Raw genomic sequence first — 22383 nt, forward strand, 5'->3', positions numbered from 1 at the left:
ATTATGAACAATTTCTGAATTATTAACTAAAATTACCTATATGCAACTTTATCTGTATTATAATGTTAATATCTTGGATAAAGTGATAAAGGTGGAGATCCCCATGGAACAAGCTTTAAAAATTACAGGTGTACTATCTGACCCAACTCGTTATTATATTTATAAATATATTTCTCAAAAACATAGTTACGTAACTGTACAAGAAATCGCAGATGAATTTAATATCCATCCAAACGTGGCACGTCTACATTTGTCAAAATTAGAAGATGTTAATATGCTGAAATCTGAAACGAAAAAAACGGGAAAAGGCGGGAGACCAAGCAGATTATATGTCTTGTCCGAAGACTTAATTCAATTGCAATTTCCATTTCGCGATTATCAATTATTAGCGAAAATCGCTTTTAATTCATTACTAAGCCTCGGCACAGTCGGTGAAAAGGCACTATATGAAACAGGCAAACAATTTGGTAAAGAATTAATGGAACAACATATGCAGCGTTTAAATATTAATGAAAATTCTTTAACATTAGAACACAAAGTTCAAATTGCAAAAGAAGCGCTATCAACTGCTGGCTTATCCCCTTCATTTGAATTAAGCACAGATGGCACACAAATTTTCTATGATGTGTACAATTGCCCATTTAAAGAAGTTGCTGTTCATCACCCTGAAGAAATTTGCAATATGCATAGTGATATGATGAATGGCATTTTTGAAATCATATTCCCGAACATGGAATTAACACGACACGATAACTTATTAGACGGATGTAAATCTTGCAACTACCAAGTCCATCTATAATTTCTTCATATGAAAATGTGTCAAAAAGAAGTCAATTACATTTGGCTTCTTTTCTTTTTTCGCAAATATTTACAATAGTAAGAAAAATAAACTATAATGAGGAGAGGTTTACTTTTTTTAGAAAAGGAGGGAGATTGCATGGAGCGCATGTTTCGCGTTCTCGGCTTCTGGACTGGCATTTTCTCAGTTATGTTTTACTTAGGGGATATGTACGCAACTGCACTATTATTTTTAGGACAAACAGGATTCTTCGTACTTTTAAGTTATTTAAAATTATCAGAGCGTATGTATATATACGTATTTGGGGCATATTTAACTGTTTTCTTCATTGGATTTACATACTATACAACATTTTTACTTGTCCCTGGCACTGGGCATTAAAAGGATGGCAAATTGCCATCTTTTTTTATTTTTCTTAATTACCTAGTTGACTTATAGGTTTTATTGAAATATATTTTATATAACAGATTGGAATTAGGGGGAATCAACATGAATACACTGCTAGTCGGGGTTAACATTGCGGTCATGCTTATATTAGTCGGCATATTGTATTATATGCAACGCAAGCATGTATCTTTTAATAAACGCGTATTTACTGCTTTAGGGGTCGGAATTACATTTGGTCTTATCTTACAATTTATCTATGAACCTACTTCTAAAGTTATTATCGATTCAAATAACTGGTTTAGCATAATCGGTAGTGGCTATGTAAAACTTCTACAAATGATTGTTATGCCACTAATTTTAGTTTCGATTATCTCAGCTTTTACAAAGTTAAAATTAACAAAAAACCTTGGTAAAATTAGCGGACTTATTATCGGAATTTTAATTCTTACAACTGGAATCGCTGCCGCTGTTGGTATTGCAGCAAGTGCAGGTTTTGACGTTCAAGCAACTGGATTACAACAAGGTGATGCAGAAACAGCTCGTTTAAAATTAGTGGAAGAAAAATTTAGTTCCATTGAACAAACACCAATTCCACAAAAATTATTGGAATTATTACCTACAAATCCATTTCTTGATTTAACTGGTGCACGTCCAACTTCAACAATTTCCGTTGTAATCTTTGCAGCGTTCATTGGAATGGCCTTTATCGGTGTAAAAAGAAAATATCCAGAACAAGCAGAGTTATTTAAGAAAATGCTTGACGCTGTTTATGCAATTGTAATGCGTATGGTAACGTTAATTTTACGCCTGACTCCTTACGGTGTATTAGCCCTTATGACAAAAACAGTCGCTGGTAGTGACGTAAATGCCATTTTAAAACTTGGTAACTTTGTTCTAGCATCTTACGTAGCACTTATCGTTATGTTTGTGATTCACTTATTATTAATTGCTCTATCTGGTTTAAACCCAGTTCAATATTTGAAAAAGGTATTCCCAGTTTTAACATTCGCTTTCACTTCTCGTTCTAGTGCAGGTGCAATGCCATTAAATATTGAAGCTCAAAAAGAAAAACTTGGTGTTTCAGAAGGAATCGCAAACTTTGCCGCTTCCTTCGGGGTATCTATCGGCCAAAACGGTTGCGCAGGTATTTATCCAGCTATGCTTGCAATGATGGTCGCCCCAACGGTAGGAATTGATCCATTACAACCACAATTTATTTTAACTTTAATCGCCGTTGTCGCGATTAGCTCATTCGGCGTTGCCGGCGTTGGTGGGGGAGCAACATTCGCGGCATTAATCGTACTTTCAACAATGAATTTACCAATCGGTATTGTTGCTCTTGTTATCTCTGTTGAGCCATTAATCGATATGGGCCGTACAGCTCTTAACGTAAGTGGTTCAATGACAGCAGGTCTTATTTCTAGTAAATGGCTTGGTGAATTAGATCACGATACGTATAATCAAGATGATGTAAAAAGTAAAGAAGTCGCTTCATAAAAAAGAAGAATTCTCATAAAAAGGAATGCTAATTGATATAGCATTCCTTTTTTATTCCTTATACCTGTTTTAAAAAATTTAATACTATTTTAGGAACATCCTCATTAATTTGAATTCCTTGAACAGAACCTTTATCTACATCTTTTGTGATTATAATGTTATTTTTATCATCTACCCAGACTAACAAACTTCCTTTAGAATCATCCTTAAAAATGACTTCCATATTAGCATGTACAGCATCCCTTGCTTTTTTATCTAAAGATATTTTTTTAGATGTACCAGCTTTGATTGCGGTAACAATTTGATTTATTAGATCTTCATTATCCGTTCCTGCTTTAGAAATATTATCTTGATCTACCCTCACTAAATTCATTTCTTTTATTTGTTTTTTCTCAAATACTATTGATGTTTCTTTTTCCTCTTTTTGTTCAGTTGATGAAGAAGCTTTTGAAGAACTTGTAATATTAGAACATCCAATTAAACTCAAAAACACTAGCATTATCAGAAACAAGCACATATTTTTTCTCATTTCACTCACCCCTTTATACAATTTTCAATACTGAATATCGGTATAAATCGACTCCTCAACTCCCGGAAGAAATCTGTATACACTTATTCCGATTAACGCTTCTATTTCTTTTTTTATTTCATAAAAACCTTTCCAATGAACAGAAGTATGAGCATCGGTCCCATGTCTCAATCCAACTGAAATCAATCTTTTTTCAAGTGTAGTAAATCCTTTATCATCAGCTAAAGCATCACAAAGAGTAATAACTTTATCGTATAAATCATAGTTGCTGTTTTCATTTAATATCTCTATAAGCTTCATTTTCATGTTTGGAGGAACAAGTTCCCAATCAGCTGCAACTTCTATGTCTTTATTCCCACAAGGAAATGAATGTGTTACACATTTAATCGCATTCCCTCCAAATCCTAATTGTTCTAAGTACATGTATCCATCATAAGAATGTATAACAGATTTTGTAAAACCTTTATACCTACCAATATCATGAAGCAACCCTGCATTGTAAGCCAAGTTATGATTCACATCATATCCTTGTTTCATAAATTCTAAGATTATGTTTTCAGTAGCTTGGGCAACATGTATCGAATGTTTATACCAAGGGCCAGGATTTTGTTGATATGCACGTTCAAGTAGCTCTCTTGCATATACTCTATCTATGATATATTCCATAACACCATCCCCTATAATCACTATTTTGCATAATTAATCTGTTTCTTTTGCTCCAAAAGATCCAATTCCGGAATTTGTTTCTCCGCCAAAATCAATACTTCTTCGACTAATGATTCCAAATCTTTTATACTGTTTTCTGGGTTCCCTATCAGGATATTGGTCATTCGCTCATAAAGCTTTTCGGGTTTTATTGTCATTCGATCAATATTATAAGGCATCCATTTAAATGCAGGGTGATGCACATACATTTTATTAAGACCGAACAAAACGCCAAATATATTCTTCTGCACTTCGCAAATTACATCGTATAACATAAGCCAATCTTTGCGTGTTAAAAGTGCTTCGCGGTTATTCCATCGATTACTTAGTAAAAGATTCTCTGTAATCATCCCTTTTGAAAGTTCTAAAGGATACTCTGCGACTCTATCTTTTAGCTTTTGAATTTTTTCTTCTCCATACAAACTCACACCATCTTGAACTGAGGCTACAATACATTGTTTCTCATAGTCAGTTTCGTACTTGTCCACCACATCTGAAATAAACCGTTCAACTGTTACCGATAAAAAGTTACTTATTTCTAATTTAATCCCATCTTTCGTTACATAAGATTCAGACCACTCCTCCTCTTCATACGGATGATACGACAAAATAGTTCCGCCAACATCTTTAATAGGCCCTTCGCGATTTTCATCTTCTGGCGGTGCTGCCCATAAAATATGCAATTCTATATCTGAATGTTCATCTTGCCAATTTCTTGATACGGATCCTGCCAAAAGAATTGCTTCTATTTTGGGATTGTGTTTATAGATTGCTGTCATCTCTATTGCTGTTTTCATTAAGTCCATTTGGTTTCCTCCATGTTTGATTATCCCTTTATATATTTTTCTTTGGTATTATTACAATGTTTCTATTTATAGATTAATGGAAATTCATTACCACATCAACTAATTGTCTTTTATTTCTGAATATTATTAATGAAAATCTCTTCGTTTCCAAGTGTATAAACAGAAAAAAGGATATATACTCCTATATTGAGCATAGTATCCCCCTCATCATTATCTATTGATATATCCTGTTAAATAACTAATAAAAATAGAAATTTCACTTCACAGCCCGTCCCTTTTACAAATATCCATTTTGCTCGCACCACTCATGAAATTGCCCTACATCTACTCCTACTAAAACGATATCTTTTAGCTCTACATCGATGTTTTGACCGTCAATCACAATCATAAAATTTGGTTCTGCCCGCTGTTCCTTTTGCTTTACAATTCCAATTCGGTTCCGGTACGGTCCATCTTTTACATATGCCTTTTGTCCTGTAATATCAAAATTCAAGATTCTCACCTCTTTTACTGCGCTCAACTTGAAAATACGTTTCCTTTCATTGCACTATTTCTGTATATATATGATGAAAAAGTAAAAGAGTCCTTCCTTTATTACAATTATTTTTTCTTTATTTCATTTTAATAAATTATACGTAAAAATTGTGCAAATAAACACTTGGAAACGCTTTCTTAATCTTTTTTCATGTTATAATAGAAAAGCAGAACTGCGTAAAGAGGGAGAAAAATGGATATAACAATTATTACAAAAGTAATCGAGGCATTAAAATCATACGGATTTCAAGATGTAACATACTGTGAAGACACAAAACAATTTTCATTTCATAACCAAACTGATATCATGAGTGGCTATGCAGAAATAACATACAGCAGCCAATTTGAAAAGTTTAGCGTGCAAATTCATCCGATTGAAACCCACCATCAAGCAGAGTTACAAGAAGTTGAAAAACACATTCAATCTTGTATCCGAAAAGTCGAGTATTTAAATGCACTTCTTACAGGACAGAAGAAATTAACTGATAAAGTTATTATTATGTAAAAAAGAACGTGATTATCTCACGTTCTTTTTCATTTTCATTATTGTATATTCATCTTCTCTTTCAATTGTAAGCTCGTCACAGCTTCTAATGCATCCATTACTTCTCTAATTGTCATATCAAAAACTGTCTTATCCTCTATATACGGGAACTGTCTAAAACGTTTTTCAAGCATTTTTACTGCATCCGATGAGAATACTGCACTATCTATACCAAATTCTGTTTCAAGAAGAACGATCCAATCTAAAATATGAAATCCCAATCCATTTACAAATGAAATGAGTTTTTCTTCAGGTTGTGAAGATAGAAATACGTGACGTTCCATTTCACTAAAGAGTTCTTCACCTAAGATTTCTGCGAGCTCTTCATCATGTTCGCGATTTACAATTTCATCATATCCATAATCATCTGCAAGTTCTTCTACTTCTTCCCCGTCCGCACAAAGTAGCTGACTACGCAGTGCACCTTTTTTGAATTCACTTTTTTGTACAACTTCTAAGAAGCTTGTTTCCCATCCTTGTTCTAATTTCATATATATAACTCCTTTATGCCTTCTTTATTTTTTAATATATATTTTTATTGAAGTTCTCTTTCGCTTTTTGATTACACAGCCTTACATGTTCGATTAAAAATGTAAGAACTTCTTGTTTTGAAATCATTCCATACGTATATAAATCGCGAAATGTATAATCTATACGATCTGCGCATAAAGCTGGTAGTGGTGTTATTCCAATAGCATCCATTGTTCCCAGTTTTGAAGCATTTTAGAATCATATCCATACTTTTTCAAAAAGAGCGGAATATCCGAGTTTTCAATGACTATATCAAAAATTTGTTCATGATCGCCTGCTTTTCTGCTTGACCAATCTTCTGTAATTGTTCTCTATTTGTCGCTCTTTCATTTTGAGTCCAATTATATGTATGATGCCATCCCACTTTTTTGAATTGACTCGCTACAAATTGAACAAGATGTTTGTTTTGAAAACCTGATGCAATATAGAAATTCATATGAATTTGCTGCTTATTTATACAAACAGAAGGGAAACTCCTTTTTAGCGCTCACGATAATAATAGAAGAGGAATCTTGTAAAAAAGGCCCCACCTTCAAAACTTATTTTGCGTTTAAGTGGTGGGGCGCCTGATGGTCCTCTTTTATTTTTTGTTTTTTATCACTTTCATCGGCTAACATTTCTAACTCAGCTGTTATTTCCGATTTTTCTAAGTTTCGTTCTTGTGAAAATTTTCTTGAAATGTAAACAATAACACTACCAACATACAAAACAAAACATATAATTAGAGCAGTATTTTCATAGAGACTCAGCTCCAACACAGTCACTCCTAATCCATTCATATTTTCACGCTCAAAGAACTGGAATTTCCCTATTAAATCTCTGTTATTGTAACATAAATATAGCAATTCTTCGAACCTTTCATTCTACTAAAAAAGACATGATTTTTTAGAAATCATGCCTCCGTAATATATTTCACAATGGTCTGTACTGCTTCTTTTCCACTATACTTTTTTAATTCTTTTTTATACTTCTCACAATTATAATGCAACTTTTCTATATGCTTCATAAGGGAAGTCACTGTTATATTTTCTTCATATAAAACCGAGGCATACCCTTGTCTTTCAAACGATTGTGCATTCAAAATTTGATCACCACGGCTTGAAGCTTTCGGTAATGGAATTAAAATCATCGGTTTTTGTAATGTTAAAAATTCAAAAATTGCATTTGATCCAGCACGTGAGATAACAAAATCCGTTGCCCCTAATACATCTGGTAATTCTCCGTGTACATATTCAAATTGTCTATACCCTTCTATGCTTTGTAACTTCTCATCTAGATTTCCTTTTCCGCATAGGTGAACAACTTGATAATTTTTAAGGAGCTGTGGCAATGCCTCTCGTACTGTTTCATTGATTTTCTTTGCTCCTAGACTCCCCCCATAACCGTGATGACTGGTTTTCTAGCATGGAATCCAAGAAAGTGTAGTCCTTTTTCACGATTTCCACGCAGCACTTCTTCCCTCACAGGCGAGCCTGTATAAACCACCTTTTCTTTCGGTAAATGCTGCGCAGCTTCTTCAAACGTAACAAATATTTTCGAAGCAAAGCGGAGTGCAATTTTATTTGCTAACCCTGGCGTCATATCGGACTCATGCAACAAAACTGGAACACGATTTAACCACCCACCAATTACTACTGGTACGGATACAAAACCACCCTTTGAAAAAATAACATCCGGTTTTAATTTTCGTATTCGCACATAAGCATCCATGACACCTTTCATAACAAGAAAAGGATCCTTTATATTTTTCAAATCAAAATAACGGCGTAACTTTCCGCTCGCTATACCATAATAGGGAATTCCTTCGTTCTCTATAATCGTTTTTTCAATTCCTTGATGAGAACCAATATAAGAAATATCCCACCCCTTTTCTTGCAAATGTGGAATAATTGCTAAATTAGGTGTCACATGCCCCGCCGAACCACCACCTGTAAAGACTATTCTGTTCATTTGTCTCCCCCTTCTACACTATAGTACACTAAAATATCGTGCTTCGGGGTGTGCAAACACCATTGCCGTTACAGATGCTTCCGGCTCCATCATAAATCCTTCTGTTAGTGAGATTCCAATTTCCTCTGGCTGAATTAAGCGAAATAATTTTTCTTGATCTGCAAGCTCTGGACAAGCTGGATACCCAAAAGAAACGCGAATCCCTTGATATTTCGTACGGAACCTTTCTTCCATTGTCATCTCCGGTGAATCCGGAATTCCAAAGCGATCACGAATTAACATATGTGTTTTTTCAGCCAATCCCTCTGCTAGTTCCAGCGCTAATGATTGAATGGCATGACTACGTAAATAATCCCCTTTCTCCTTCCACTCATCCGCAATATCACGAACACCTTGTCCAACTGTAACAGATAAAAAGGCGACATAATCCATTTCATCTCCGACCGGACGTAAATAATCTCCTAATGTACGGTATGGTGCTTTCCCTTGTCTTGGGAATGAAAAGCGCTCTAATACACGTGTATGATCGTCTGGATCATAAATAATGATCGTTTGTCCATCACTTTGGGCAGGGAAAAATTGATAAACAGCTTTTGGACGCAGCCAAGATTGACCTTCCCCCAGTAGTTCATCAATTAAACCGTTTAATTCATGCGCTCGTTTATCTCCTTCCCTAAGCAATTTTTTCACATTGCCTTTTAAACCAAGGTGATGTCCAATTAACATTTGTCTGTTTAAAAATGGCGCAAGATGTGAAACAGGGATATCACGAAGTACGACCCGTTTTGTCGAGTCTGGTATCATAACCTTCGCTGGTGTCAACGGTTCGATTACAGCTGGTAGCTCTGCTTTTTTCTCCTCTTGTTTCACAACAACATGAAGATGATGATTCTTTTTTTCCTGCTTCATTTTTTCTCGTTCTTCTTCTTTTTGTAGTCGATTAATAAGATCAAGTCCTGTCATCGCATCGCTTGCATATAGCACGAGTCCATTATAAGAAGGTGAAATACGGTTATTTGTAAACTTTCTTGTCAATGCCGCACCACCTACAACAATTGGAATATCAATATTTGCCGCTTGTAAATCTTCAGCAGTTGCTACCATTTGTTGCGCTGATTTTACTAATAATCCAGAAAGCCCGATAATATCTGGTTTCTTTTCTTTCACTTCTTGAACAATGCGATCAGAGCGGACATTGATTCCTAAATTGACAATATCATAGCCATTATTTGATAAAATAATTTCTACAAGGTTTTTACCAATGTCATGTACATCACCTTTTACAGTTGCTAGTAATACTTTTCCTTTTTTCGCACTATCACTAGATTCCATATAAGGCTCCAAATACGCTACAGCAGCTTTCATACTTTCTGCACTTTGCAGGACTTCAGCAACAATAAGCTCATTGTTATTAAACAAACGACCTACTTCATCCATCCCTGTCATAAGCGGACCGTTAATAATATCAAGTGGCCTTCTTCCTTCTATAAGCGCGAGACTTAAATCTTCTTGTAATCCTTGCTTTGTTCCTTCTACAATATAATTTGCTAACCTTTCATCAAGTGTTAATGTTTCTTGTATGATTGCTTCTTTTTTCTTGGCAACCCGATAAAAGTTCGTAAATTCTTCTAGTGTTTCTTTCGTTGTTTCGAATAATAGTGCATCTGCGAGTTCCTTTTCCTCTTCTGGAATGGATGCATAGCGCTCTAGTTTTTCAGTATTTACAATCGCGTAATCAAGCCCAGCCTTTGTTGCATGATATAAATAGACTGAGTTTAGCACTTCTCGACCAGCTGGCGGTAACCCGAACGATATATTACTTACACCTAAAATCGTTAAGCATTCTGGCAAAGCTTCTTTAATAAGACGAATTCCTTCTATTGTAGCTGCAGCAGAGCCAATATATTCTTCATCACCAGTTCCTACAGGAAAAACGAGCGCATCGAAAATAATATCGGATGGACGTATACCGTATTTCTTCGTTAATAATTCGTAACTTCTCTTTGCAATTTCTAGCTTTCTTTCTGCACTAACTGCCATGCCCTCTTCATCAATTGTCCCAACTACAATTGCCGCACCATATTTACGAAGAAGCGGCGTCACTTTCTCAAAACGCTCTTCTCCGTTCTCTAAATTAATAGAGTTAATGACGCCCTTCCCTTGTATATAAGTAAGAGCTTTCGCCATTACATTTTCATCCGTTGAATCAATCATAATTGGAACCTTTAATACTTTCGTAACCTCCGCTAAAAATTTTTCCATATCTTCCACTTCATCACGGTCAGGATCCGCCATACAAATATCAATAATGTGAGCATTTTTCTTCACTTGCGCCCTCGCAACTTCAGCAGCCTCTTCAAAGTTTCCTTCTGCTACTAATCGTTTGAATTTGCGTGACCCAATCACATTGGTTCTTTCACCAACAAATAACGGCCTCATGGAATCATCATATTGCAATGCTTCTAAACCACTAATCCCATGACCTTCTCGCTCATGATTTTCACGTGGCTGGAGAGACTCAAGTGAAGCTTTTATCGCTCGTATATGATCAGGTGTCGTCCCGCAGCAACCACCGATAATATTAATCCACCCTTCTTCAGCAAACTGTTTCACCTTTTCTGCAAGTGACGTTGGTGACTCATGATAATGCCCATCCTCGTCCGGAAGACCAGCATTTGGATAACATGAAATATAACACTCTGAGAGGTCTGATAAGGAACGGATATGTTCACGCATAAATTCTGGCCCTGTCGCACAATTTAATCCGACAGATAATGGTTTCATATGCTCAACCGATAAATAAAATGCCTCAATTGTTTGTCCTGCTAACGTTGTCCCCATCGGTTCAATCGTTCCTGAAATCATAAGTGGAACCGTATGATTTGCTTCCGTAAATGCTTGTTGAATTCCTAAATACGCCGCTTTCACATTACGCATATCTTGGCTCGTCTCTACAAGCAATACATCAATGCCGCCCCGTAATAATCCCCTCGCTTGCCTAGTGTATGCCTCAATTAACCCTTCGAAAGTTACACCACCAGTTACACTAATTGCCTTTGTCGTCGGTCCCATCGCACCTGCTACATATACTGCTTTACCACTCTCTCTTACAGCTTGTTTTGCTAGAAATGCCGCTCGCTCATTTAACTCTTCATCTAAATGAGCGAGCTCATAATCATGCAGTACGATATTTGTAGCACCAAACGTATTCGTCTCAATAATATCTGCACCTGCTTCAATGTAAGCTTTATGAATATCTAAAATAATATCTGGTCTTGTTTTTACTAAGTATTCATTACAACCTTCATATTCTTCTCCACCAAAATCTTCTGCTGTTAAATTCGCTTGCTGAATCATCGTTCCCATCGCACCATCTAATATTAAAATTTCATGGTGTAATCTCTCTTCTATTGATTTCATCAGTTGATTCCTTCTTTCACTTCTTGCTTTTCTTTCACATACTTAACAAGATTTTCTGTAATTTCATATTTTAAAAACGGTGTAATGAGATAAATGCCATTAAAGTATTTCATCGCGGCATCAATTAATTCTTGCGAAATACGAATCCCTTCTTCAATTGCAGCTTCTTGCATTTCATGCCCATCCATTCGCTGTCTTACTTCCTCAGGCAATGTAATACCTGGCACTTCAAAGTGAAGAAAATCAGCATTACGCTTACTTACTAAAGGCATAATTCCAATAAAGATTGGTTGTTCTAAGTGCTTTGTTGCCTCGTATACTTCTTCAATTAAGGATATATCGTAAATTGGTTGTGTTAAGAAATACTCAGCGCCAGCTGCAATTTTTCTCTCCATCCGCTTCACCGCTGCTTTTAAGTGTCTCACGTGCGGATTAAAAGCTCCTCCAACAGAGAATCTCGTCGCAGGGCCAATTGTTTTCCCTAAAATAGAACGCCCTTCATTCATTTCTTTAATCATTTTAATTAATTCAATAGAAGACAAATCATATACAGAAGTTGCTCCAGGAAAATCCCCAACTCGCGCCGGGTCACCTGTTAAAGCTAACACTTCTTCCATTCCTAAAGCTGATAAACCAAGTAAATGAGATTGCAAGCCAATCACATTATGATCACGGCACGTTAAATGCGTCAGCACTGGAATATCATGCTTCGTTAATAATGCCCCCATTGCCATATTTGAAATACGCGGAGATGCTAATGAGTTGTCCGCTAACGTAATCGCATCTGCTCCCGCTCTTCTCAATGCTCTTGCTCCTTCAAAAAAGCGCTGCGTATCCAATGTCTTTGGCGGATCTAACTCAACGACAACTGTTGTTTGCTTCTTTGCTTTCTCCGCGAGCGTAACATGAGTGCTAGCACGTTTTGTTTGCATATGAACTACTTGTTGTCTTTGAACAATTTGTTTTTCTGTAACAGGCGTTACATTCGCAATCGCACGCTTCATCCCTTCGATATGTGCTGGCGTTGTACCACAACACCCCCCTAGCAAACGAATACCTTGTTCAATAAATTTTGGTGTCATCTCTTCAAAATAAGCAGGGCTTCCTTCATATACGTACCGTCCTTCTACATAGTTTGGAAGGCCTGCATTTGGATAAGCTGATAAATAACCATTTTTCGGAATCGATATCATTTTAAAAGCTTCCGTCATATGAAGCGGTCCTAACTGACAGTTTAAGCCGACTACATTTGCACCGTAATCTAAAAGCCGCGCTAATATTTCATTTACATCATTCCCATTTTGTGTTGTGCCAGCTTCATGAAGCGCTAGCTGCGCAATAATTGGTATATCCGTTTTCTTCCTTAGCACTTTCACTGCATGTAGTAATTCAAATTCATCGTAAAAAGTTTCAAGTAATAGCCCATCCACACGTTCTTCTATTAATGCCCCAGCTTGCTCAAGCAACATAAATTCCCGTTCCATATCAGTCGTTGTGACTGCACCGATATGTTTCATTCCACCAATTGTACCTAAAATAGCATTCTTATCTGTCACAGATGCTTTCGCCAGTTTTACCGCCGCTCTATTAATTTGAACAACCTGATTTTCTAGTCCATATGTACGTAATTTTGCTTCATTTGCTCCATACGTATTTGTTTGAATCACATCTGCACCAGCAGCTACATATTGTTTATGAATAGATATAATTAAATCTGGATCTGATAGATTTAATTCTTCAAAACTACTTTGCAACCCATGGGAATGCAATAACGTACCAATTGCTCCATCACCGATAACAATTCCTTTTGACAATAGATCTAAAATTTTCACTTGTCTCCCTCTTTTCTATCAATATAAAAACCCCCTCTTCACCTTGAAGAGGGGGATATCATCTATCCTCCTCTTATCATGCAAAACACATTGTTTTGCAGGTATTAGCACCGTTTCAAACATTTCGTTTGAAGGTTGCCGGGTTTCACAGGGCCTTTCCCTCCACCGCTCTCAATAAGAGTTTGTCTTTATTATTTTGTATGTAATTAAAAGAAAATAGGTTATCCTTTCATATAAATCCATTTTGATTTTCTAATATATAAGTCGCCGCCACGAAGAACAAAAGGTGACTTACACTCGTTTTCTCCCTTTGTTTTAACTTTGCATGGGGTAAGAAGAGGATGTGACCGCTTCTATGTATAAACGGATGCTCTTCCCACCTTAATAGAAAAGTTTTATGTCGGTTGTTCAATTTGTATTTATATAACAATCTTTGTTAATTTTTTCATAAATTTAGCATGAGATAGACTAAAAGTCAATGAAATTAGAAGGAAAATAAAAATTATTTAAAATAAAGTTGCAATTCAATTATCTTTTGTTGTAAAGTTAAAATCATAATAAAATTTCATACAAACTATTCTTATCTAGAGAGGTAGAGGGACTGGCCCTATGACACCTCAGCAACCATTAACACGTTCGTTAATAAGGTGCTAATTCCAGCAAATTGTGAAAAGATTTGACAGATAAGAAGAAGACTATATTCGCATGAAAGCCTTCTTCTTAGAAGGCTTTTTTATTTTTATCAAGGAGGAATTTCACATGTCAACAATCGAAACAAAACTAGCTCAAATCGGAAATCGTAGCGAAACTACAACAGGAACGGTTAATCCCCCTGTTTACTTTTCAACAGCTTATCGTCATGAAGGAATCGGAAAATCAACAGGTTTTGATTATTCGCGAACAGGGAACCCAACACGTGGTCTTTTAGAACACGCAATTGCTGATTTAGAAGAAGGTGAGCGAGGTTATGCCTGTAGTTCAGGAATGGCAGCTGTTCTTCTTGTTCTTTCTTTATTCCGGTCTGGAGATGAACTTATCGTATCAGAAGACTTATATGGAGGAACCTATCGCTTATTTTCGGAGCATGAGGAAAAATGGAATATTCGATGTAGATACGTAGATACACAATCTATTAAACAAATAGAACAAGCCATCACTTCTCAAACGAAAGCTATTTTTATAGAAACACCAACCAATCCATTAATGCAAGTAACCGATATTGCAGCTGTCGCAACTGTCGCAAAACGACATGGCGTCCTGCTTATTGTAGATAATACTTTCTACACTCCTTATATACAACAACCCTTGACAGAAGGAGCAGATATTGTCCTTCATAGCGCCACAAAATATTTAGGTGGTCACAACGATGTATTAAGCGGACTTGTCGTTGCAAAAGGTCAAGCGCTTTGCGAAGAACTTGCCCACTATCATAACGCTTCTGGTGCTGTACTAAGCCCATTTGATTCATGGTTATTAATTCGCGGTATGAAAACATTAGCTCTTCGTATGAAACAACACGAAGAAAATGCAAAGAAAATCGTTTCTTATTTAAACGAGGAAGACGGTGTAACCGATGTTCTTTATCCAGGAAGAGGCGGTATGATTTCATTTCGGCTTCGCGATGAAAAATGGATAAATCCTTTCTTACAATCTTTATCATTAATTACCTTTGCAGAAAGCCTTGGCGGAGTTGAAAGTTTAATGACATATCCAGCAACACAAACACATGCAGATATCCCAGAAGAAGTACGTACAGCACGCGGTGTATGTAATCGCCTCCTTCGTTTCTCCGTTGGTATTGAAAACGGTGAAGATTTAATTCAAGACTTAAAGCAAGCTATTAAACATGTAAAAGAAGGTGTAAGAATATGAGTTATTCAATAGATACACTCTTACTTCATAACCAATATAAACATGATTCACAAACAGGCGCTGTTAACGTTCCCATCTATAATACATCAACATTCCATCAATTTGATGTAGATACATTTGGAAAATACGACTACAGTCGATCTGGTAATCCAACGCGAGAAGCACTAGAAGATATTATCGCTTTACTAGAAGGGGGAACGAAAGGATTTGCCTTTGCATCTGGAATTGCAGCGATTTCTACTGCCTTTCTTCTTTTATCACAAGGCGATCATGTTCTTATTTCTGAAGATGTGTATGGAGGGACTTATCGCATTGTAACAGAGGTTCTATCTCGTTATGGAGTTTCGCATACATTCGTTGACATGACAAATTTAGAAGAAGTAAAACAAAATATTAGACCGAACACAAAAGTCTTTTACGTTGAAACACCATCCAATCCATTATTAAAAGTAACCGACATTCGTGCTGTTTGCGAATTAGCAAAATCCGCCGGGGCACTTACATTTGTTGATAACACATTTTTAACACCATTATTCCAAAAACCACTTGAACTCGGAGCGGATGTTGTACTCCACAGCGCGACAAAGTTTATTTCTGGTCACAGTGATGTTACAGCTGGATTAGCGGTTGTAAAAGATGAGGAACTCGCTAAAAAACTCGGCTTCTTGCAAAATGCATTTGGTGCTATATTAGGACCACAAGATTGTTCTCTCGTTCTTCGCGGTCTGAAAACATTACACGTACGTCTCGAACACTCAGCAACAAATGCGAATAAAATTGCTCATTACTTACAAAAGCACTCGAAAACTCAGAATGTGTATTATCCTGGATTAGAATCACACAGTGGCTATAACATACAACAAACACAATCAAAATCTTCCGGTGCTGTTTTATCTTTCACGTTGCAATCTGAAGATGCGCTGCGCCAATTTTTATCACAAGTGAAACTTCCTGTATTCGCGGTAAGTTTAGGAGCTGTGGAATCCATCCTTTCTTACCCTGCAAAAATGTCACATGCAGCATTATCACAAGAAGCACGTGATGAAAGAGGTATTTCTAATTCATTGCTTCGTTTATCAGTTGGCCTTGAAAATGTAGATGATTTAATTACTGATTTTGAAAATGCACTTTCTTATGTCGAAGAACCTGTAAATGCATAAATACATTCGTTTAAACTCCAATCTAAAAAGAACCTTAATGAGGTTCTTTTTAGATTTCTATTTGCATAGTGTCATATGCAAACATAATATTAAGCCCTTCTTCTTGAAGGACCATCGCGATTTCACGTAGTTCATCATGACCAAGATCGTCAACTTCTTCAACATGCGTAATAATTGTTTTCTTCGCTCTTAGTTTTTTCACAACTTCTAACGTTTCTTCAAATGTCCCTTCTCGTATCCTCTCAATGTACGCACGCTCGAGCAACCGCTCTTTTGTTTTCCAGTTAAATTCAACCATCCCCATTGGTAATATTGCTAAATCTAAATTTCCTATTAAATGCGCTGGCGGTTTCCATTTATATAGTTCATCAGGTGCAATTAGTACTTTCGTTTCATTTTTTTCTAATAAGAACGCATATACATATTCTTCATGTAAACGGAACGGGGTAACTTTAATATTGTTCTTAATAAAAGAATGCCCGTCTTGTAAAACTTGAAGATCTATCCATTCTTGTTGATGCATAAATTGTAAATGATCCCATGAACCTAAAAATTGTTTCATATCCTCAGCTACTTGTTCTGGTAAATAAACGATTGTTTCCCAATCTTTCTTTGTTTGAAAATCCATTGTTTCCCAAATCCTTCTTCCCATCGTATGATCCGGATGCCAATGTGAATAAATTCCTACTTCCACTCTATGAATATGAGCGCGTTCTAATTGCAAACGTATTTCCTCTGGCGTGTCAATCAATAAATTAATATCATGAATAAACACACTCGGTCCCATCCGGCTATACGGGACACCTTTTTCACGAGCTTCTTTACACACTTTACTATTGCTTCCCGGTCTTGGAATTGGAATCGCTCCACCTGTTCCTAAAAATTCAATTTTCATGTTATCCCCTCTTTCCATCCAAAATCTCTATTCTATATAAGGGTATAAAACACCTTTTTCTTATTATTTTAAAAATTTTGTATATTTGTTTGAAAGAACAAAAAATTCATGATAAAATCGTGTTATAAATGTATCTGTATCTTCAAACATATTGTAATTTTCACCAAAAAACATCTTGTTACAAAAAGTACAAATTTTGCAAAGTTATTTACATCACGTTCTCTTTTCTTACAATTTCTTTACTTTAGAACATTTTTTCTGCAACAACTATTTTCTTTTCTTTAGATTTTTGGTATGTATAGTATGGGTATAACAGCTCGCATGGAGGTGGAAAAAACATGTTAGAAACCTTTCAAAAGGAATTAGAACTGTACGAAAATAATGCAGAATTATTGAAAGTTCTTGCTCATCCTGTTCGTTTATGTATTGTAAAAGGGTTAATCGAACGTGGTCCAAGCAATGTTTCGACAATGTACACAGGCTTAAATATGCCACAATCTACGATTTCACAGCATTTAGCGAAATTAAAAAGCGCTAAAATTGTTTCTAGTGAAAGAAAAGGATTAGAAATTTACTACAAAGTAGAAAATGAAACAATCATCCAACTTGTTCGTGTATTACTAGGTTAGGGGTAACCAAACAGAAAAGGGCGTATTCTATATTTTCTATCTCATATCTTTAATATAAATATATATCATGAGAGAAAATATACAATACTACATATCCTAAAGTCGTATCAAAAAAACAAGACGCAGAATCATTCTACGTCTTGTTTTTTTCTATATATGTAAATACTGCTTTAAATCAAAATGTGACATTCCTTTTTTTTGCATAACAACATCAAAAGCATCGCTCATCCCTCCATGTAAAATCATAGAACGAATCGCCCTGTTTTGTTTCTGTTTCGCAGAAAAAGGATCGGAATCTTGATGACTAGCAAGTTGTTCTAATATACCTGCCGCAAGTAAAAACTCCCTTTGTTTTGTATGCCACACTGTATATAGAGCACTCTCTTCTCCTATTTTCTTCAATTCATCCCAATGAATATGTGTTGTTATATCCATTTCACCTGGATACTCGAGCGGATTCCGAATGAGCCTATGGTTATAATACCCTCTTAAACTCCCTTCACGATGCGCAGGATGCATCCACTCCGCCATTATATATCCATAATCAACCGTGATGAATAAGCCTTTCTTGAGCCATCTTGCAACTTCTTGCACATAGGTTTCCATTGCTAGTGGCACTTCAAATCGTTGTCCTTCAGAAAGTTCAATATGATGTCTTTGGAGGTAACTCCTTATGCTTTCTTCTATCGGCCTTACTACTTCCCCAAGCTTTCCTTCATCCGTATACGTAATCCGTACTTCATACAAATTGCCATTTCGCTTCTCAACCACTTTAACAGGAAATGCATCAAACAATTCATTTGAAAAAACAACTCCTGTAAAAGACTCACCTAACTCCTCATAGGATTTGTACTGCGAAACATTTTGAAATGAATCAAGCTGACGTTTTTGTAATTTTCTATGGAAAGGACTCACTTCAATAATAGAATACTGTAAATTTGTAAAAGTCTCCGGAGAGAACTGCTTCCATTCTTGTAAAACAGCATAAGCAAATCTCCCTGTTCCTCCGCCAATTTCACAAATATTTGGAGGGATTTCTCCATTTTGGACAAGACGAATAAAAAAACGTGCGAATGTCTTTGCAAATACAGAAGAAATATTACTACTTGTAAAAAAGTCACCATTCCTTCCGATTTTCTCACGTTCTTTCATATAGTATCCGCACTCCTCATCATATAGTGCAAGGTTCATGTATGTGCTATATGAAATCGAATAATCCTTTTCTTTCTCCATCCATTTTCTTAAAATGAACTCCATCACCATATAGCTCCTTATTGTAAAAATGGATTATTTTCTTTTTCGAAACCAATATTTGTTTCTGGTCCATGTCCGCATAATACTGCCGTTTCATCTGGCAGTACAAATAGTTTTTCTTCAATGCTTCCAATTAATTCTGCAAAACTTCCTCCTGGTAAGTCTGTTCGACCAATACTCATTTGGAATAATACATCACCTGAAAATACAGCACTTGCCTCTTTACAATAATACGAAATGCTACCTGGAGAATGCCCTGGCGTCTCAAACATTTCAAATGTAAAGGCTCCAATCGTTAACGTTCCTTCACCTTCAATCATTTGATCAGCCGGTTTCGCTGTAATACTTCGATTCATCATAAAGATTTGTGAACCATTGACATCCGCATCACCTAACCAATCTGCTTCCTCCCTATGTACATACACCGGAATATGAAAAGCATCTCTCACAGTATCAACGGCACCAATATGATCGAAATGAGCATGCGTTAATAAAACCGCTAATGGTTTTAATTGTTCTTCTTGTAAATACGTTACGAGCTTCTCTCCTTCACTACCTGGATCAAAAATAATACATTCTTTTTGATCATTGCTTAAAATATATGCATTTGTTTGTAATGGCCCTAATGGCATTTGTATCCATTTCATTTTAAAATCTCCTCCAGTAGTTAAACTTACTTTTATGATACAACATTTCTTTCCCTTAGGAAAAGAAACGATGCTATCTCGACAATCATTTCTAAAACATGTACAATAAAAAAGAATAAATATTGCAAAAACTCAAACGAAAGAATGAGAGAGCAGAGGGGGATCATATATGGGTCTTGTTATCATTTTTGCACTAGTCACTCTGTTAGCTGTATTCGCAACTCTGAGAACGTTACGTGAAAAAAATCTACTTGCGGGCGGCTTTGCTATTGCAACCGTACTTGTTTTCGGATGGTTTACAATTATGACTGTCCTTAATAGCGGGTACCCACCTGCTACTTAGTTTACTTACCGTTCTATTCTTCATCAAGATTTTGCATAAAAAGAGGAAGGGATTTCCCTTCCTCTTCTCATTATCATGCAAATATCAGTCGCCTTATCTTAGTTTCGATTCGGCCTCACTGATGACTTTTTTACTTCATAACTTCATATTTATGCTTCTTCACAAGCCAAGCTCCACCGATTACACCAGCATCATTACCAAGTGTTGCAATCGCTAACTTCGTGCTCTTAACAGCGCGTGAAAATGCATACTGTTCAAAATAGCGCTGAATTGGCTGTAATAATGCATCACCTGCTTTAGATACACCACCGCCAATGACAATCTTTTCTGGATTTAACGTACTAGAAAGATTCGCTACAGCTAGCCCTAAATAAGAAGCTACTTTTTCTACAACTTGTCCCGCTAAAACATCACCTTGTCCAAGTGCTTCAAACACATCTTTAGATGTAATACGTCCCTCTTCTTCTAACATAGAGCGAAGTACACTTGATTCATCTGTATTTTGTAATTTTTGCATAGCAACACGTACGATACCTGTTGCAGATGCTACTGTTTCCAAACATCCAGATTTTCCGCAATTACAAGGAAATGCATTTTCTGTTACAACTGTAATATGTCCAATTTCACCAGCAGCACCACTTACACCGTGCACAATCTCACCATTTGTAATTACACCGCCGCCAACACCTGTTCCAAGTGTCATACAAATTAAATCTTTTGCACCTTCTCCAGCACCTTTCCACATTTCACCAAGTGCTGCTAAGTTTGCATCATTATCAACGACAACAGGTAAACCTGTTTCTACTTCTAATAAATCTTTCAATGGATAGTTTTTCCACCCTAAGTTAACCGCTTCATAAATCATACCCGAAGCAACATGTACAGGACCAGGAGCGCCCATACCAATACCAATTAACTTGCTCTTTAGCTCCCCTAGTTCCTCTAACTTTTTATCAATTGCTTTTGCTACATCTAATGTAATATGTTTTCCTTGCTCACTTGTATTCGTTGGGATTTCCCACTTATGTAAAATTTCACCGTACACATTAATAAACGCTAATTTAATCGTTGTCCCACCAAGGTCAACACCAACTAACCATTTTTCTTCCATTTTTGCTAACCTACCTTTATCTAATTCTTGCTCATCTCTTTTTGAATCTCTTGCTTTAGTAGAAATAAAGCTGTTTGATAGTCTTTTGGCTCAATCAACTGTGATTGATTTAATTCACGCAATTCATCTTGCATTAATTGTAAATCAGCAATTCTGTCACCTGTGTAAATGATTGTGCCAAATTTTTTTAGCAATTGCTGAATATCATAAATTGATATCATTTCATCACCCTTTATGCCCACTTATTATGGAAATATAATAAGAAAACGTTCACATATTTTATTATAATCAACAAGAAAAAGCCCCGTCAATTTTTATTTATCTATACAAGTTCATTTTGAACTATTGTTTCTTTTTCTGTAATAATTTTTTGTACATTTTGATCAAACGGCTCTGTCGGAATGTAACTTACAATTTGAAAGTCAAACGCTAATGATAATGTTTTCCCTTCATACTCTGCAAGATAACGATCATAATAACCACCGCCGTATCCGATACGTTCTCCTCGTCTTGTATACGCAACTCCAGGGACAAAAAGAAGCTCAATTTCATTTGCCTCTACTTCTACTGTTAACGCCGGTATTGGTTCACGCAAGCTCATATATACTGTTTCTAATTGATCAAAATTTGTAATTTGACGAAAAGTCATTGTTCTTGTTTCTCTATTACACTTTGGTACAACCACCTTTTTACCTTCTCGCCATGCTTGTTCAATAATAACGTATGTATTAACTTCATTTTCCATTGAAAGAGTAATCCCTATTAGTTGCGCGTCTTTCCACTCTTTTTGTTCATATAAGGAAAATACAATTTGTTCTGATAAAGTTTTATGCTGTTCTTTCGGTAAAGAATTCATTTGTCCTACTATTTTTTTACGTAAACGTACCTTCTCCTCTTTCACACTCTTTTCCCCCTATAAAGTGATCCCTATTGCAAAA

At 36.1% G+C, this 22383-nt stretch carries 23 protein-coding genes, 2 pseudogenes and 2 riboswitches; of the genes and pseudogenes, 8 read left to right on the plus strand and 17 right to left on the minus strand.

The window, feature by feature from the left end; translation table 11 throughout:
* The first annotated feature begins 103 nt into the window (after positions 1-103).
* The 3 genes from AAIE21_RS03900 to AAIE21_RS03910 all read left to right on the plus strand — a co-directional run bounded on the left by AAIE21_RS03900 (position 104) and on the right by AAIE21_RS03910 (position 2683).
* A complete protein-coding gene (locus AAIE21_RS03900) occupies positions 104-799 on the plus strand; it encodes a helix-turn-helix transcriptional regulator (RefSeq protein WP_343265546.1) in 696 nt (231 codons plus the stop codon).
* Positions 800-937: 138 nt separating this feature from the next.
* Entirely contained in the window at positions 938-1180 is a 243-nt protein-coding gene (locus tag AAIE21_RS03905; protein ID WP_343265547.1) for a DUF2626 domain-containing protein, read from the plus strand.
* Between the two features lie 87 nt (positions 1181-1267).
* Positions 1268-2683 carry an L-cystine transporter gene (locus tag AAIE21_RS03910; protein WP_343265913.1) on the plus strand — a complete coding sequence of 472 codons (1416 nt, stop codon included), beginning with the start codon at positions 1268-1270 and terminating at the stop codon, positions 2681-2683.
* A 58-nt stretch (positions 2684-2741) separates the two neighbouring features.
* Here AAIE21_RS03910 and AAIE21_RS03915 read toward each other — a convergent pair whose 3' ends face one another.
* The 4 genes from AAIE21_RS03915 to AAIE21_RS03930 form a co-directional block, all read right to left on the minus strand.
* A complete protein-coding gene (locus tag AAIE21_RS03915; RefSeq protein WP_343265548.1) occupies positions 2742-3212 on the minus strand; it encodes a hypothetical protein in 471 nt (156 codons plus the stop codon).
* A gap of 24 nt (positions 3213-3236) precedes the next feature.
* Complete coding sequence (locus AAIE21_RS03920; protein WP_343265549.1) at positions 3237-3878, minus strand: HD domain-containing protein; 642 nt, start codon at positions 3876-3878, stop codon at positions 3237-3239.
* A 20-nt stretch (positions 3879-3898) separates the two neighbouring features.
* The gene (locus AAIE21_RS03925) at positions 3899-4723 is read right to left on the minus strand and encodes a DUF4037 domain-containing protein (protein WP_343265550.1); all 825 of its coding nucleotides are present in this window, start codon (positions 4721-4723) and stop codon (positions 3899-3901) included.
* A gap of 277 nt (positions 4724-5000) precedes the next feature.
* The gene (locus AAIE21_RS03930; protein ID WP_343265551.1) at positions 5001-5216 is read right to left on the minus strand and encodes a DUF3912 family protein; all 216 of its coding nucleotides are present in this window, start codon (positions 5214-5216) and stop codon (positions 5001-5003) included.
* A gap of 234 nt (positions 5217-5450) precedes the next feature.
* Here AAIE21_RS03930 and AAIE21_RS03935 point away from each other — a divergent pair, with 234 nt between their 5' ends.
* A complete protein-coding gene (locus AAIE21_RS03935) occupies positions 5451-5762 on the plus strand; it encodes a hypothetical protein (protein WP_343265552.1) in 312 nt (103 codons plus the stop codon).
* A 38-nt stretch (positions 5763-5800) separates the two neighbouring features.
* On the opposite strand, the gene AAIE21_RS03940 is transcribed toward AAIE21_RS03935, so the two are convergent.
* The 7 genes and pseudogenes from AAIE21_RS03940 to AAIE21_RS03970 form a co-directional block, all read right to left on the minus strand.
* Entirely contained in the window at positions 5801-6292 is a 492-nt protein-coding gene (locus AAIE21_RS03940) for a hypothetical protein (protein WP_343265553.1), read from the minus strand.
* Positions 6293-6323: 31 nt separating this feature from the next.
* On the minus strand, positions 6324-6503 hold the full coding sequence (locus AAIE21_RS03945) for a hypothetical protein (RefSeq protein WP_343265554.1): 180 nt from the start codon (positions 6501-6503) through the stop codon (positions 6324-6326).
* A gap of 97 nt (positions 6504-6600) precedes the next feature.
* Positions 6601-6768: pseudogene (locus AAIE21_RS03950) on the minus strand (group-specific protein); the annotation flags it as partial.
* A 103-nt stretch (positions 6769-6871) separates the two neighbouring features.
* Positions 6872-7111 (minus strand): DUF3966 domain-containing protein, encoded by a 240-nt coding sequence (locus AAIE21_RS03955; RefSeq protein ID WP_343265555.1) that lies wholly within the window; start codon positions 7109-7111, stop codon positions 6872-6874.
* Positions 7112-7224: 113 nt separating this feature from the next.
* Positions 7225-8282: pseudogene (locus AAIE21_RS03960) on the minus strand (undecaprenyldiphospho-muramoylpentapeptide beta-N-acetylglucosaminyltransferase).
* An 18-nt stretch (positions 8283-8300) separates the two neighbouring features.
* A complete protein-coding gene (metH, locus tag AAIE21_RS03965) occupies positions 8301-11702 on the minus strand; it encodes a methionine synthase (RefSeq protein WP_343265556.1) in 3402 nt (1133 codons plus the stop codon).
* Positions 11702-13534 carry a bifunctional homocysteine S-methyltransferase/methylenetetrahydrofolate reductase gene (locus tag AAIE21_RS03970; protein ID WP_343265557.1) on the minus strand — a complete coding sequence of 611 codons (1833 nt, stop codon included), beginning with the start codon at positions 13532-13534 and terminating at the stop codon, positions 11702-11704. Before AAIE21_RS03970 ends, metH begins: the two co-directional genes overlap by 1 nt.
* Before the next feature lie 70 nt (positions 13535-13604).
* A riboswitch (SAM riboswitch) is annotated at positions 13605-13715 on the minus strand.
* A 396-nt stretch (positions 13716-14111) separates the two neighbouring features.
* Positions 14112-14224: riboswitch (SAM riboswitch) on the plus strand.
* Positions 14225-14293: 69 nt separating this feature from the next.
* Between AAIE21_RS03970 and AAIE21_RS03975 the strand changes: the two genes are divergently transcribed.
* Entirely contained in the window at positions 14294-15406 is a 1113-nt protein-coding gene (locus AAIE21_RS03975; RefSeq protein ID WP_343265558.1) for a methionine biosynthesis PLP-dependent protein, read from the plus strand.
* On the plus strand, positions 15403-16566 hold the full coding sequence (gene metC, locus AAIE21_RS03980) for a cystathionine beta-lyase (RefSeq protein ID WP_343265559.1): 1164 nt from the start codon (positions 15403-15405) through the stop codon (positions 16564-16566). Before AAIE21_RS03975 ends, metC begins: the two co-directional genes overlap by 4 nt.
* A gap of 49 nt (positions 16567-16615) precedes the next feature.
* On the opposite strand, the gene AAIE21_RS03985 is transcribed toward metC, so the two are convergent.
* Positions 16616-17461: an MBL fold metallo-hydrolase gene (locus AAIE21_RS03985; protein WP_343265560.1), complete on the minus strand. Its 846-nt coding sequence runs from the start codon at positions 17459-17461 to the stop codon at positions 16616-16618.
* Positions 17462-17799: 338 nt separating this feature from the next.
* Here AAIE21_RS03985 and AAIE21_RS03990 point away from each other — a divergent pair, with 338 nt between their 5' ends.
* A complete protein-coding gene (locus AAIE21_RS03990; RefSeq protein ID WP_000894376.1) occupies positions 17800-18090 on the plus strand; it encodes an ArsR/SmtB family transcription factor in 291 nt (96 codons plus the stop codon).
* A 150-nt stretch (positions 18091-18240) separates the two neighbouring features.
* Here the strand turns inward: AAIE21_RS03990 and AAIE21_RS03995 are convergent, their stop codons facing one another.
* Positions 18241-19353, minus strand: coding sequence for a class I SAM-dependent methyltransferase (locus tag AAIE21_RS03995; protein WP_343265561.1), 1113 nt, complete (start codon positions 19351-19353; stop codon positions 18241-18243).
* Between the two features lie 8 nt (positions 19354-19361).
* Complete coding sequence (locus tag AAIE21_RS04000; RefSeq protein WP_343265562.1) at positions 19362-19991, minus strand: MBL fold metallo-hydrolase; 630 nt, start codon at positions 19989-19991, stop codon at positions 19362-19364.
* 169 nt (positions 19992-20160) lie between these two features.
* Here AAIE21_RS04000 and AAIE21_RS04005 point away from each other — a divergent pair, with 169 nt between their 5' ends.
* On the plus strand, positions 20161-20334 hold the full coding sequence (locus tag AAIE21_RS04005) for a DUF2759 domain-containing protein (RefSeq protein WP_000524848.1): 174 nt from the start codon (positions 20161-20163) through the stop codon (positions 20332-20334).
* Between the two features lie 130 nt (positions 20335-20464).
* Here the strand turns inward: AAIE21_RS04005 and glcK are convergent, their stop codons facing one another.
* From glcK to AAIE21_RS04020, 3 genes are all read right to left on the minus strand, one after another.
* On the minus strand, positions 20465-21445 hold the full coding sequence (glcK, locus tag AAIE21_RS04010; RefSeq protein WP_343265563.1) for a glucokinase: 981 nt from the start codon (positions 21443-21445) through the stop codon (positions 20465-20467).
* 20 nt (positions 21446-21465) lie between these two features.
* Positions 21466-21666: a YqgQ family protein gene (locus AAIE21_RS04015; protein ID WP_016116335.1), complete on the minus strand. Its 201-nt coding sequence runs from the start codon at positions 21664-21666 to the stop codon at positions 21466-21468.
* Between the two features lie 101 nt (positions 21667-21767).
* Complete coding sequence (locus AAIE21_RS04020; protein WP_343265564.1) at positions 21768-22346, minus strand: 5-formyltetrahydrofolate cyclo-ligase; 579 nt, start codon at positions 22344-22346, stop codon at positions 21768-21770.
* Between the last annotated feature and the right edge of the window lie 37 nt (positions 22347-22383).

This window comes from Paenibacillus sp. 102 (assembly GCF_039549175.1).
Classification (GTDB): domain Bacteria; phylum Bacillota; class Bacilli; order Bacillales; family Bacillaceae_G; genus Bacillus_A.